Consider the following 14620-nt stretch of genomic DNA (forward strand, 5'->3'; position numbering starts at 1 on the left):
GATGAGGCTTCGCCACCTTTGTAGACAAATTCCTATGTTTAAATTTATGAGAGGAAACAAGATATATGACTTGTATTTTAGGACAACTAACCCACCATAACTTTATTATGTAAACAGATTATACACTTGGTAATATTCCTTCTAGCATTCTCTATCCAATTATATAAGTAAAAAAGCCTGTTTAAGCTCCACGCTTAAAACAGACTTTTCCTACTTTTTATTTTAAAAACACATAACAAAAAGTTTGATTTTTAACTTAACACATCACTTCTATTGTAAATCCACCAGGTGCTTCAACGTAAAACGTATACGCATGGACATGCTTGGGAGGCTCCACCAAAAATCCATCTTCCTTCAATCTTTGATTTATCTTATCTACTTGTTCTTCACTTTCTTGTGGAAATCCTACATGAAATGTTTTTGGATACTGAACTTCTTTTCCTTTCATTAAAGTTAGTATAAATCCATCATTATCACGCATAACTGCAAAAGCATTCCCCCTTGTTCCACTACAAATCAAACCAAAATACCTCTCTAAAAACGCTCTAGATGCTGTTACATCTGTAACTGTTAAATTAAGATGTTTAATTCCCAATCCCCCACCTCATTTCTCAATTTTCTAACATTTTATCATACAAATAAAAAACACGCTTTTCACAGCGTGTTTCATTGCTTTACATACACTTCAACAATCGGATTCTCTTTATTATCCGCATGCAAGCGTATATTCGCTTCACTTGTATTATAAATACTAGCTAATAACATTATCGTTAACACATTAGGTATCTTCGCATCACTTCCATATTTTCTCTCAAGCCCTTCCTTATATTCAAAATCTAAATCCCCCTGCACATATGTATACACTTCAAAACCATCTTCTAAATTGCAAACTACTGTATCAATAATATCTGCCCCTACTTGCTTCTTCATTTCCTCTCGCAACGCTTCAATAAATTCTTCCCACGGTACTTCGTATGTCTGAAACTGATCTGTAGATTTCATGCCTTTTCCTCCTTATATATCCTCTTCTTATATTTCCCCTTTCCTATAACAATTATGATAGATAGGACATTCGTACAAGCCGCACTTGTCCCCCTTACATATCGTATTACTGTAATGCGGAAGGAGGAAAGAACATGCATAGACAAAAATGTTATGATACATGCCGACGTTATTTTGGAAAAGTTGTTCGGATTGAAGACCGTGATGGCCGTATACATTTAGGTAAAATAATCGATTTGACACAAAACTCTGTATGGATCGAACCGGTGCAACAGCGCTCATCTTTTGATTCAGGATTCGGATACTATGATGCTTATGCAAACGGTGGTTGTGACCTTTGCGGCGGCCTTAGCAGATGTGATAGTTGCGGATTTGGATGCGGTGGTGGATTCAGCAGTTGCGGATGTGGTGGCCGTGGTTGCGGTAGTTGTGGTGGTGGCGGCTGGGGTGGCGGCGGCTGGGGTGTTGAACTCGGATTTGGTTTCATCTTCGGAATTACATTAGCTGCATTATTTTTCATTTAACATAGTAAAGAGTTGGCTACCTTTAGCCAACTCTTTTTCTTTATTTTTCACATATAAAAATACGATGCCCTAAAATGTGTTGGTACATAAGCCGTACATTTTCATGCTGTACCCACGCCTCATATAACTCATTCGGAATATGTGAGGATACATTCCACTCTGGCTCTTCTACATAGCCAGAGATCGTTTCTGCAATCGTGCCACCGCCAGCAATTGTAATTCTTTTAAAATTTGCTTTCTGAAATAATTGTACCCACTCATTCTCAGTTAATAGTTCTTTCATGCCATATAATTGGGCGATTTTTTCTTCCTCACCCTTATCAATGTGCCTATCAATAATCATTTCAATGACAACAAGCTTACCGTCCTGCTGTAATACACGATAACACTCCGAGATAACCCTTTCTTTCTCTGTAAAAGCGATGATTGATTCTCCAAGTACGAACTCAAATGAGTTATTCAAACAAGGTAATTGCTCTACACTTCCTTCAATTAATTGTATATCTAACCCTTCAAACAACCATCTATCTTTTGCCTTTTGAATCATAATTTCATTCTTTTCAACAGTTGTTACTTTATAACCAAATTCCCTTGTCATATATGCCGCTGTTTTTCCCGTACCGCAACCTATTTCAAGGACATTCGCTCCATATTTAAAAGGCAGTTGTGCTAACAATTGTTTTGTTAACGTAAAACCACCAGGATGAGCACTTCCTATTCCGTAATAAGCTAGGAAATCGATGTATGTGTTTCGCTTCATAGGACTCTCCTTCAAGTTTTCTATAATACATATATTCATCCTCAAAAAAATAGTGCACAGAAAAAAAGCATTTTCAAGTGCAATGTTGCAACTTGAAAACGCTTTTTTCTTTTACTATTTCTCTTCTACATACGCCCATTTGAAACTATATTCCGGACTAATATTATGTTTTACAATTCCCTTTACATTTGGTTTCATAACATACGATCTACCACTTTGATATAAAGGTACGAGCGCTACATCTTCTTCAAGTAACAGTTTTTCTGCTTTCCCTAGCTCTGTCCAACGTTTTTTTGCATCAGCCATCCATTCCGTCTTACTTTTATTAATAATGTCATCATATTTTGAATTTGAATAGCTCATCTGATTCTGTGAATTTTTCGTTTCAAACATATCAAGATATGTCATTGGATCCGCATAATCTGGATTCCAGCCGCCATATGAGAAATCATAATCTTGGTCTGATTCTAATTTTAGTTTTTGCTTAAATGGTTGCAGTTTAATATTTACTGTTACACCCTTTAAATTCTTTTCAATTTGATCTTTTACATACTCCCCAACCTTTTTCGCATTACCAGTATCATAATTTAATAGCTCTATTGTCACTTGATCTTTTCCAAGTTCTTTTTTCGCAGCTTCCCAGGCTGCTGCTGCCTTTTTAGAGTCTTGTTTTAAACCATTTTTAAACGTTTCTGCGAAATCTTTACCATCTGGTCCAGCTGCTAAACCTTTTGGTACTAAATAATCCACTGGTTTTGAACCATCATTTAAAATGACATTCGTTAAAGCTTTCTTATCGATTGATAATGCAATTGCTTCACGTAGTTTTTTACTCTTTAACGGTGTATCTTGCCCACCACGTTTTTGATTTAGACGCAAGTAAAACGTACTTGTTTCTGAATATGCACCAAACTCTTCTTTATTATTTCTATACTTATCAACAAATTCACCAGATAAAAGTGTAAAATCAATCGCACCTGTATCATATAAATTTACTCTTGTAGCTGGTTCTTTTACTACACTATAGTTGATTTCTTCTAGTTTTACAGTCTTTTTATCCCAATACTGATCATTTTTCTTTAATTTCCAACCTTGTTCATGCTTCCAATCAGTAAGTACAAACGGTCCATTATAAACTGTCGTATCAGACTCTAAACCGTATTTATCTCCTTTTTCTTTTACGAACTTTTCATTTAATGGATAGTATGACGCGAATGCCATTAAATTTAAGAAATATGGTACTGGTCTCTCTAGTTCAACTTCCAGCGTATAATCATCTACCGCTTTTACACCTAATGTAGAAACTTCTGCTTTCCCTTGATTTATTGCCTCTGCATTTTTAAGATAGTAAGCAATAAACGCATACTCAGCAGCTGTTTTTGGATCTACTAGACGTTGCCATGCAAATACGAAATCTTTCGCTGTTACAGGATCACCGTTTGACCATTTTGCATCTTTTCGTAATTTGAATGTATATTTTTTGCCATCCTCGCTTTTCGTACTAGATTCTGCCGCCGCTGGAATTGGCTTGTTATCTTTATCTAGACGATATAACCCTTCCATCGTGTTTCCTAAAATTTGAGAACCTAACGTATCTGTATTTTTAGAAGTATCCATCGTCGGAATTTCATTCGTTTCTGTACGATTCATTACTTGCTGTGCCGCATATTTAATATCGGATTTTTTCTCTTCCCCGCCACTATTAGACGTCGTAGTCGTTTTCTTCTCCCCACCAGAAGATCCAGAACATGCTGTTAACGCCACACTCATTGCTAATACTGGCGCTACAACCGCCGTAAACTTTTTCATCTTGTTCTTCATTTTTGTACCCTCCCCAATTATATGTACGAAACTAACTTTGAGAGATTTCTAATTTGAATTATCAGAAAATTATTACTAATTATTATTCTACTAATTTTCCTCGGATTGTAAAGTATTTTTAAAAATATTCATAATAATTAATTTATTTAATTCAATAACAATCTATTACTACTATACGAATTCTCCCACATCTACTATATGTAAGTACCACTTTTCTTATTCTTCTCTATTTAATTTAATAGTAAAAGAGCGTTCTAAAAGTCATTTATGAACTGCACCCCAATTGTTAGACACAGTCTAACAATTGGGGGTGCAGTTTTTCTATGGCTAAATTTACAGCTAATGAAAAAATACAAATCGTTCTACGTTATTTGAACGGAAATGAAAGTTATCGAGAAATAGGTAGATCGCTCGGTATAAATGACACAATCATTTTGAATTGGGTAAACCAATATAAACAGAATGGTCTGGAAGCTTTTCTAAAACGATGTACAAATTACACACAACAATTTAAACTAGACGTACTAAACTTTATGATTGAAAACGGTATGTCCTTATTTGAGACGGCAGCTATCTTTAATATTCCTGCCCCTTCAACGATTTCTGTTTGGAAAAAACAGCTCGAAACACAAGGAATTGATGCCCTTCAATCTAAGAAAAAGGGGCGTCCATCCATGAAAAAAGATTCAAATAAACAATTAAAACAACCTTTAGCTGAAGGGTCAGTCGAAGCACTTGAAGCACGCATTAAACAGCTTGAGATGGAAAATGAGTACTTAAAAATGTTAAATGCCTTAGTTCAAAACAAGGAAAAATCACAAAACAAGACAAAGCGCAAGTAGTCTATGAATTAAGGCATAAATATTCGGTGAAGGCACTCGTGGAGCTAGCTACTATTCCTCGAAGCACGTATTATGATTTAGTAAAGAAAATGAATCGTCCAGATGTAGATGCCGATTTGAAAGTTGAGATTAAAGCGATTTATGAGGAAAATGAAGGTCGTTATGGTTACCGTCGCATTCGTGATGAATTAACGAATCGTGGCCAGAAAGTGAACCACAAGAAGGTTCAGCGCATTATGAAAGAGCTTGGGTTAAAGTGTGTTGTGCGTATGAAGAAATATAAATCCTATAAAGGAAAAGTCGGTAGAATTGCACCTAATATTTTAGAGCGTAATTTTCATACAGATGCACCGAATCAAAAGTGGGTAACAGACATCACAGAGTTTAAATTGTTTGGAGAAAAACTGTATGTATCACCTGTATTAGATTTGTATAATGGTGAAATTATTACCTATACAATTGGTTCTAGACCGACGTATTCGCTTGTTTCAGACATGTTAGAGAAAGCATTGGAACGTTTACCTGAAACCCACCAGCTACTGATGCATTCGGATCAAGGATGGCATTATCAAATGAGACAGTACGTCCGGACACTTGAATCAAGAGCTATCGTCCAGAGTATGTCTCGAAAAGGCAACTGTTACGACAACGCAGTAATAGAAAATTTCTTTGGGATTATGAAGTCGGAGTTCCTCTACATAAAAGAATTTGAAAATGTAGAGCACTTTAAAATAGAATTAGAAAAATATATAGATTATTATAATACGAAACGGATTAAGGCAAAATTAAAAATGAGCCCGGTACAATACCGGACTCACTTTTATCAAGCTGCCTAATGAAATAACCGTGTCTAACTTTTAGGGGTCACTTCATTATCTACCTTTAAAACGCTCTTTTTTATTATTTCCCTTCCGTTACATAAGCCCACTTAAAGCTATATTCTGGACTGATGTTATGTTTCACAATTCCTTTAACATTCGGTTTCATTACATACGCTCTACCTGTTTGATATAAAGGAATTAATCCTGCATCTTCTTCAAGGAACAATTTCTCTGCTTTTCCTAACGTTTCCCAACGCTTCTTCGGATCAGACAATAATTCATTACCTGCTTTCGCTACCATTTCATCGTATTTTGGATTCGAATAACTCATTTGGTTATATGGGCTCTTCGATTCAAACATATCAATAAACGTCATTGGATCCGAATAATCTGGGCTCCAACCTGCAAATGAAACTTCATAATCTTGCGCTGACTCTAATTTCAGTTTTTGTTTGAACGGCTGAATTTTCGTGTTAACCGTTACACCTTTTAAGTTTTTCTCAATTTGATCTTTAAAATAGTCAGCAATTTTTTTCGCAGTTCCATCATCATAGCTTAGTAGTTCAATTGTCACTTGATCTTTTCCAAGTTCTTTTTTCGCTGCTTCCCAAGCTGCTGCACCTTTTTTCGGATCATATTTTAGACCATTTTTAAATGTATCTTGGTAATCTTTACCGTCAGGCCCTGTCGCAAGCCCTTTTGGTACTAATTGATCTGTTGCTTTTGAACCGTTATTTAAAATAACGTTCGCTAGGCCTTTTTTATCAATTGATAATGCAATTGCTTCACGTAGTTTTTTGCTCTTTAACGGTGTATCTTGTCCGTTACGCTTTTGATTTAAACGTAAGAAGAATGTACTTGCTTCTGAATACTCACCGTACTCCTCTTTGTTCGATTTATATTTATCAACAAATTCTCCTGATAATAGTGTAAAATCAATTGATCCTGTATCATATAAGTTTACTTTCGTCGCAACTTCTTTTACTACACTATAGTTAATTTCTTCTAATTTCACAGTCTTTTTATCCCAATACTGATCATTTTTCTTTAATTGCCATCCTTGTTCATGTTTCCATGACGCCATAACGAACGGTCCGTTATACAACGTTGTATCTGCTTCTAAACCGAACTTATCTCCTTTTTCTTTTACGAACTTTTCATTTAAAGGATAGTACGATGGGAATGCCATTAAATTCAAGAAATACGGTACTGGCTTTTCTAATTCTACTTCTAGTGTATAATCATCTACCGCTTTTGCTCCTAAATCTGTTAGAGGTTTTTCACCTTTATTAATTGCTTCTGCATTTTTAATATAGAAAGCGATAAACGCATATTCTGCAGCTGTATTTTTATCGAGTAAGCGCTGCCATCCGTATACGAAATCTTTCGCTGTTACAGGATCACCGTTTGACCATTTTGCATCTTTTCGTAATTTAAATGTATATTTTTTGCCATCCTCGCTTTTCGTACTAGATTCTGCCACAGCTGGGATTGGCTTATTATCTTTATCTAATCGATATAAACCTTCCATTGTGTTCCCTAAAATTTGAGAACCTAATGTATCAGTAGATTTTGAAACATCCATCGTCGGAATTTCTTGATTTTCTGTACGATTTAATACTTGTTTCGCTGCATATTTAATTTCAGCTTTTTTCTCTTCCCCACCACCACTAGACGTCGTAGTTGATTTCTTCTCCCCACCAGATCCAGAACACGCTGTCAACGCCATACTCATTGCTAAAACTGGCGCTACAACCGCCGTGAACTTTTTCATCTTTTTCTTCATTTTTGTACCCTCCCCAATTATATGTACGAAACCATTTTTGATAGACTTTCTAATAACTAGTTATCAGAAAATTCTTATTAATTAATATTCTACTAATTTTTCCGCTTTTGTAAAGTTATTTTTAAAATATTCTAAAAATTATTTTTTTATTATAGTAAAACGTATTTTTTACAATTGTCATGATACAAATTCTTCCTTACATCTATCCATTTATTTACATGTAATCTCATAATAAAAAGAGCATTCCAAAAGTAAATAGTCTACTTTTGGAATGCTCTATCATTTATCTTTCTATTGTACGAGTTTCTCACTACAAAATAAGCTAAGAAACTTGTATACATCCACTTAAAGATAACATTACTGTTTAAAAATTATTTTCCATCTTTTTCAGTCATATATGCCCACTTGAAGCTATACTCTGGACTGATGTTATGGTGAACGATACCTTTTGCATTTGGTTTTTGAACATATGCATCACCACGTTGGTATAAAGGTACAAGCGCTACATCTTGCTCAAGAAGTAATTTCTCAGCTTTTCCTAGCTCTTCCCAACGTTTCTTCGCGTCACCCATTAATTCTCCGCCAGCTTTTTTGATCATATCATCATACTTCGAATCAGCGAAGCTCATTTGGTTATGAGAATGATTAGACTGGAACATATCTAAGAATGTCATTGGGTCAGCGTAGTCAGGTCCCCAACCAGCAAATGATAAATCATAATCTTGCTCTGTTTCTAATTTTAACTTTTGTTTGAATGGCTGAAGTTTAATGTTAACTGTTACACCTTTTAAGTTTTTCTCGATCTGGTCTTTTACATATTCTCCAACTTTTTTCGCATTACCAGTATCATAGTTTAATAGCTCAATTGTAACTTGGTCTTTTCCAAGTTCTTTTTTCGCTTCATTCCATGCAGCTGCTGCTTTTTTCGCATCTGGCTTAATACCATTTTTAAATGTTTCTTGGAAATCTTTACCATCCGGTCCGGTTGCTAATCCTTTTGGTACTAAGAAGTCCGCAGGTTTAGATCCATCATTTAAAATTACATTTGATAGATTTTTCTTATCAATAGAAAGCGCGATTGCTTCACGTAATTTTTGGCTCTTTAACGGTGTATCTTGTCCACCACGTTTTTGGTTCAGACGCAAGAAGTATGTGCTTACTTGTGAATATGTGCCAAACTCTTCTTTATTATTTCTATACTTATCAACGAATTCACCTGATAGAAGTGCAAAATCAATTGCATTTGTATCATATAAATTTACTCTTGTAGCTACTTCTTTTACTACACTATAGTTAATTTCATCTAGTTTTACAGTCTTTTTATCCCAATATTGGTCGTTTTTCTTTAATTTCCAACCTTGCTCATGCTTCCAATCAGTAAGAACGAACGGTCCGTTATATACTGTTGTATCAGACTCTAAACCGTATTTATCCCCTTTTTCTTTTACAAACTTCTCATTTAATGGATAGTACGATGGGAACGCTACTAAGTTTAAGAAGTATGGTACTGCTTGTTCTAACTCAACTTCAAGCGTATAGTCATCTACCGCTTTTACTCCTAGCTCTGCTACAGGTTTTTCACCTTTATTCACCGCTTCCGCATTTTTAATTGGAAATGCGATAAATGCATACTCAGCAGCTGTTTTTGGATCTAATAAGCGTTGCCATGCATATGCAAAATCTTTCGCTGTTACAGGATCACCATTTGACCATTTTGCATCTTTACGTAGTTTAAATGTATATTTTTTACCATCCTCACTCTTCGTGCTTGATTCTGCAGCAGCTGGGATTGGTTTGTTATCTTTATCTAATCGATATAAACCTTCCATTGTGTTCCCTAAAATTTGAGAACCTAATGTATCTGTATTTTTAGAAGTATCCATTGTTGGAATCTCATTTGTTTCAGTACGATTTAGTACTTGTTTTGCTGCTAATTTTCCTTCTGATTTACTATCTCCACCAGAGCTAGAATTTGTGCTTGTCTTCTTATCTCCACCTGATGTAGAACATGCTGTTAATGCCATACTCATTGCTAAAACTGGTACTACAACCGCTGTTAGTTTTTTCATTTTTTTCTTTTTCACTTTCTGTACCCTCCCTAATTCTTAACGCTCTCATTTAAGAATTTTCTGATAATTCTGTTTTTCTTTATATATTTATCAGAAGATTCTTATTAACTATTATTCTACTAATTTTTTGAGTTTTGTAAAGTGTTATTATTGAAAATTTTTAAAAAATTATTTTTTTACAGTAATATTCATAAAAATTACTTAACCTTTCGAAACACTATACCTCATGGAATTCTATGTATTGATTTAATAGTCTTTATATCCCTTCACTATAAAATAACTTGTAAATTATTGTTAATAAATAATGTATATCGTAACAAACCTCTTTTCTACAAAAATAAAAAAGCAGACATTTCGTCTGCTTTAATTCTCCTCAATTTGCTTTTCACTTAACCCTAGATGTGTTCTAAGAGTATTACTCAAACTCTGTAGATCTTTTTTATTAGGATTATAATAATATACACGTTGCCCGTTTGGGCCATTAGGTAAGTATAAATCATCACCAGCTAATTGTATTTTTTCAACTGAACCGTTTAAACCGTATTTATAAAAAGATAAAATATCATCCATTACTAAATTTGTTTTAAAATCACTATCAACCGCCTCAACTATTTTTTCTAGCTTCGTAATCGATCCTACACTTTTTAATTTACTTAAAATCGCTTCAATAACAAGTTGTTGGCGCTGTCCTCTCATTGCATCACTATCAATATGGCGCGTTCTTGCTAGTGCAAGTGCTTCTTCGCCATTTAATTTTTGTAATCCTTTTTTCAAATGAATCGCATCAGGTTCATCTTTACTATTTTGCTCCGTAAATTCAACCGGGACATCCACTTCAATACCATCTAACCCATCAACAATTTTAGTAAAGGAACCAAAATTAAATTTCACAAAATAATCAACGGGCACCTGTAACAATTTTTCTACCGCTTCCACAGAAGCTTGCGGTCCTCCATCTGTACCATTTTTAACGAAACCACTTCCATATGCATGGGTTATTTTATCTTTTTTCTTTTCAACTGGAACATATGTATATGTATCACGCGGTATGCTCGTTAATTTCACTGTTTTATCGTCTTTATTAAAAGTCGCTAACAATAATGCATCTGTATGAAATGCACCATTATATTCCTTTTGTCGTTCTTGATTTTCATCAATTCCCATAATTAAAAGTGAAACATGATTTGCAATTGGCTTTACAGATTTCTCACGTAAATTGGATTTTTCACCTCGTGCTAAATTCAAATTAGATTTTTGTACGAGACTAGAAGTTTTCATATATACATAGGCTCCATAGCCAATTCCACCAAATAGTAATACCGCCAGTAGTAAACTTATTATCGTTTTCTTTTTATATTTTTGCTTATTTTTCTCTTCTCTTAAAGATGAATGATTCTCCATTTACTCTCCTCCTGTTTCTATTCATCCAATATGTTTTTCATTCTTTCATATTTAGCGCTATCCTTTTGAAACATACTTTCTTTCAATCCCTTATCTATTTGTATCCATTCAGTCGTAACTGAATATTGAATCAAGCCTTCTTGAAAACTAAGAAATTTCAACATAATCCCTGTATTTTTCTCCACAACCATTTCGAATTTCCCTCTTAAATCTTCAGAGGTGCTAACAGGCATCTCTATGTTGATGACTCCTTCAATTTTGTAACAATCTAATCCAAGATATTTCGTTTCTTTATAATTCCAATCTTTATATCGAATTAATAAATCTGCGAATTCTGATTGAATACTATATTTAGCTAGCCCTACATATTCATCATCATATCTCTTTTTCTCATCTGATTTTCTCACTAACCTTTCCGTAGGATTTAATTTTAATAGTTCATTGTTTCTTTCTTTCGGGTTCCATTTTGTCTCTTTATAGGTATACTTCTCATCATCAAACTCTTTTTTCTTCCCCTCGTTATATATAATTGTTCGTTTTTTGGCTAGTTTATCTTCTTTCGAAGAGATACCTCTTTGTTTCTCCGTATCAATCGCATACTTATATGTTGTAGCAATTCTTGATGAGCTAGAATATTCCTCAAATTGTCCTGAAATATTTTTAAAATAATCAATAGAATCTAGCATTTTTTGATGAATCTTTTCTTTATCTGGATAATGTACATTCGATTTTATTTCTTCTTCATTTTCAAAATCAGAAAACGCTTTTTTCTTTACATATTCAAATACTCCACCATTTTGCGCAAAACTTTGTATAGAAAACTCAGACATAGATACCACTGAAAGTATACAAACCGCTGCACTAATTATCATCATATGAATTTTGTAACTCTTCTTTTTTACCTTAAGATTATGTAGCGTGCCATTAATTTTTTCATTTAACTCTGGAGGTACTATAACATTTTCATCTTTTATTCTCTTTTTTAATTTCTCATCAAATAATTTTTCATTATCCATCCTTTACACCCCCTATTCCATCTTTAATCGTTTTTGTAGTTGTTCCCTCGCGCGTGACAATCTTGATTTCACTGTTCCTTTCGGTATTTCTAACAGCTTTGCTATACTCTCTTGATTCATATCTTCATAATAATAAAGCACCGTAACAGCTCTTAATTCTTCATGTAACGATTGAATCGCATTACACAAATCTATATCTTCATACTGATCACACGCACTCATATTGTAATCATTCTCTTCTGTCACAATTACATTTTTATACGCTCTAATAATATTGTTACACTCATTTATTAGTATTCGAATTAACCAAGTTTGAAAAAATTCTTCTTTTTTTAATTTTTTTATATTTTCATAGGCCTTTAAAATTGTTGTCTGTATCGCATCCTCTATATTTGTCTCATCACGTAACATCGCCTTTGCTATTCGATACATCTTCACTTTTTCTGTATGCATAAGCGCTATAAAGGCTTCATGATTACCTTTTTTCGCTAAAGAAACATCCGTTTCTTCTTTTATAATCATTTTATATAAAGGGATTACTTTCACAATTGCTCCTCCTGTTTCATCCTCACTTCATCACTTCCAATTTAACTTTACATGTATTAGACGTATGAACCTAGAAAAAGGTTCATTTTTTTGAATATTTTCTTAATTAAAAAGATAAATATCCTTTATAAGTGTTATGCGCTAAACATACTAGTTTAAATTTACAAATCAAAAAAGCCCACTTTTTCAGTGGACTTTCTACTTTACAACGGTAAATCCCTCTTCTTAAACACTACAATTGCTACTATGAAAATACAAAGTGCTCCAGCAGTTAAACCTATACTTACAGGCCATATATTATACGTTCCTTCAGCAATTTCTTTCGGACGAAATAGCGTAAATAATGATATATTTCTCATCCACTCTAACTTATCACTTAATTTACCTACCATATCCAGTACGAAGAATAAAATAGTTAAACTTGCTGAATAACTTAGTGCCTTTCTTTCGTCATTACATATACAAGAAAAGAAAAATGAATAAGCACTAACGACTAAAAATATGAGCCCTCCGACTACATTTATCTTCAAAAATAATTCTTTATTTAAGTTATTATCTTGTAAAAACCATTCTGCACCTACTAACCCAGCTACATACGTAACAGATACAATGATTAGTAGTCCCAATATGAGAACAGTAGCTTGTGTAATAGCAATTTGCACTCTAGATACAGGTGTTGCTAGCAAGTATGCCATTGCTCCTTTATCTACATGACGAGCAATTAAATGTGTCGCAACTGTTACGCAAAAAATTGTTAAAATGATAATAAACAATAGACTATAGTATTCGCCCGCTAGAAAATCCATTACGTTTTGAATCGGACTTTCCATACCAACGATTTTTTTCACACTATCAGGCATGGCAGCTATTAATTCATTTAGCCCTTTCGCTGATACCATTGACGGGAATATCCAAATTAATAACCACAAATATAAAGCCGCACCACACGCATAACTCAAAATACTTTTTTGTGTTTCTTTCAAACTAGCTAAAAACAATTGCTTATTCATGCGTTACCCCTTCTTTCTTATCGTAATAATGCATAAATAAATGTTCTAAATCCATCGCTCTCGTTTGAAGTGCCGTTACATTATAGTTTGAAAGTGTTTGTAAAACAGTTTGATAGTTTCCTTGTACAATGATAGATGCCTCTCTACCTTTTACCGCTTCAAATTGCAAATTACACTTTATAAGGGACTCAATCTCTTCTTGTGATGATACTGTTACATCTATCACCTGTCTTCTCATACTTTGTAAATCGTGAATATTTTCAACCGTTACGAGTCGACCATCTTTAATAATAGCTACTCTGTCACAAGTTCTCTCAATTTCAGTAAAAATATGTGATGACATTAGGATTGTTTTTCCTCTTTGCTTTTCCTCTAATATTAAATCTATAAACACTTGTTGCATAAGTGGATCAAGTCCAGATGTTGGTTCATCTAAAATTAACACCTCTGGATCGTGCATAAATGCAGCGACTATCCCTACTTTTTGCTTCATTCCTTTAGACATTTTGCGAATCGGTGTTTTCACATCAAATTGCAGACGCTCTATCAGTTCATCTCGTCTTTTCGTATCCTTTAATCCACGCATTCCCTGCATTAATTTTAAAAACTCTAATCCGTTCATTCCTTCAATAAAAGAAATTTCACCCGGTAAATAACCAACTTCCCTTTGAATTTTCGCTGCTTCATTCCAACAATCTAATCCAAAAATTGTCGCTTTACCAGCTGTCGGTTTTATAAATCCCATTAAATTACGAATCGTCGTTGATTTTCCGGCACCATTCGGTCCTAAATAACCAAATACTTCTCCCTCTTTTACATCAAATGTAATATGAAACAAACCTTTTCCATTCGAAAACTGTTTTGTGACATCTTGAACTGAAATCATAATTCCACCTCATTTTTTGAAATATTGAATATGTGATATTTCAAAATTATTGTACTCCTCATCTTCCATATTCGCAACAACTTTTTGAAATATTTATTAGTCCATATTTCAAAATTATTGTTTTCCATTATTTTTT

The 14620-nt window shown here is 33.9% G+C and carries 13 protein-coding genes; 2 read left to right on the forward strand and 11 right to left on the reverse strand.

Annotated features, from left to right (window positions below; all coding sequences use genetic code 11):
* Positions 1 to 256: 256 nt before the first annotated feature.
* Entirely contained in the window at positions 257 to 595 is a 339-nt protein-coding gene (locus QCI81_RS04845) for a VOC family protein (protein WP_071731384.1), read from the reverse strand.
* A 71-nt stretch (positions 596 to 666) separates the two neighbouring features.
* Positions 667 to 1002 carry a hypothetical protein gene (locus QCI81_RS04850; protein WP_000842905.1) on the reverse strand — a complete coding sequence of 112 codons (336 nt, stop codon included), beginning with the start codon at positions 1000 to 1002 and terminating at the stop codon, positions 667 to 669.
* A gap of 134 nt (positions 1003 to 1136) precedes the next feature.
* On the opposite strand from QCI81_RS04850, the gene QCI81_RS04855 reads away from it, so the two are divergent.
* A complete protein-coding gene (locus tag QCI81_RS04855) occupies positions 1137 to 1526 on the forward strand; it encodes a hypothetical protein (protein ID WP_353810626.1) in 390 nt (129 codons plus the stop codon).
* Between the two features lie 40 nt (positions 1527 to 1566).
* Here the strand turns inward: QCI81_RS04855 and QCI81_RS04860 are convergent, their stop codons facing one another.
* Both QCI81_RS04860 and QCI81_RS04865 read right to left on the reverse strand, forming a co-directional pair.
* The gene (locus QCI81_RS04860; protein WP_000828255.1) at positions 1567 to 2286 is read right to left on the reverse strand and encodes a class I SAM-dependent methyltransferase; all 720 of its coding nucleotides are present in this window, start codon (positions 2284 to 2286) and stop codon (positions 1567 to 1569) included.
* A 114-nt stretch (positions 2287 to 2400) separates the two neighbouring features.
* On the reverse strand, positions 2401 to 4107 hold the full coding sequence (locus QCI81_RS04865; RefSeq protein ID WP_071731889.1) for a peptide ABC transporter substrate-binding protein: 1707 nt from the start codon (positions 4105 to 4107) through the stop codon (positions 2401 to 2403).
* A gap of 323 nt (positions 4108 to 4430) precedes the next feature.
* On the opposite strand from QCI81_RS04865, the gene QCI81_RS04870 reads away from it, so the two are divergent.
* A protein-coding gene (locus tag QCI81_RS04870) for an IS3 family transposase (RefSeq protein WP_353810624.1) occupies positions 4431 to 5785 on the forward strand; the annotation gives its coding sequence in 2 pieces (ribosomal slippage) (positions 4431 to 4890 and positions 4890 to 5785; 1356 coding nt in all).
* A gap of 64 nt (positions 5786 to 5849) precedes the next feature.
* Here QCI81_RS04870 and QCI81_RS04875 read toward each other — a convergent pair.
* From QCI81_RS04875 to QCI81_RS04905, 7 genes are all read right to left on the reverse strand, one after another.
* Positions 5850 to 7556: a peptide ABC transporter substrate-binding protein gene (locus QCI81_RS04875; RefSeq protein ID WP_000728442.1), complete on the reverse strand. Its 1707-nt coding sequence runs from the start codon at positions 7554 to 7556 to the stop codon at positions 5850 to 5852.
* 371 nt (positions 7557 to 7927) lie between these two features.
* Complete coding sequence (locus QCI81_RS04880; protein ID WP_000727535.1) at positions 7928 to 9640, reverse strand: peptide ABC transporter substrate-binding protein; 1713 nt, start codon at positions 9638 to 9640, stop codon at positions 7928 to 7930.
* A 348-nt stretch (positions 9641 to 9988) separates the two neighbouring features.
* Positions 9989 to 11026, reverse strand: a complete 1038-nt coding sequence (locus QCI81_RS04885) for an LCP family protein (RefSeq protein ID WP_000427599.1) — start codon at positions 11024 to 11026, stop codon at positions 9989 to 9991.
* Positions 11027 to 11043: 17 nt separating this feature from the next.
* The gene (locus QCI81_RS04890; RefSeq protein ID WP_071731623.1) at positions 11044 to 12042 is read right to left on the reverse strand and encodes an anti-sigma factor; all 999 of its coding nucleotides are present in this window, start codon (positions 12040 to 12042) and stop codon (positions 11044 to 11046) included.
* A 12-nt stretch (positions 12043 to 12054) separates the two neighbouring features.
* Complete coding sequence (locus QCI81_RS04895) at positions 12055 to 12588, reverse strand: RNA polymerase sigma factor (RefSeq protein WP_023522718.1); 534 nt, start codon at positions 12586 to 12588, stop codon at positions 12055 to 12057.
* Between the two features lie 203 nt (positions 12589 to 12791).
* Complete coding sequence (locus QCI81_RS04900; protein ID WP_071731624.1) at positions 12792 to 13598, reverse strand: ABC transporter permease subunit; 807 nt, start codon at positions 13596 to 13598, stop codon at positions 12792 to 12794.
* Positions 13591 to 14484 carry an ABC transporter ATP-binding protein gene (locus QCI81_RS04905; RefSeq protein WP_023522720.1) on the reverse strand — a complete coding sequence of 298 codons (894 nt, stop codon included), beginning with the start codon at positions 14482 to 14484 and terminating at the stop codon, positions 13591 to 13593. The genes QCI81_RS04900 and QCI81_RS04905 overlap by 8 nt, the downstream gene beginning before the upstream one ends.
* Positions 14485 to 14620: the final 136 nt, after the last annotated feature.

Source organism: Bacillus cereus group sp. MG20 (assembly GCF_040459885.1).
GTDB classification, from domain to species: Bacteria; Bacillota; Bacilli; order Bacillales; family Bacillaceae_G; genus Bacillus_A; species Bacillus_A cereus.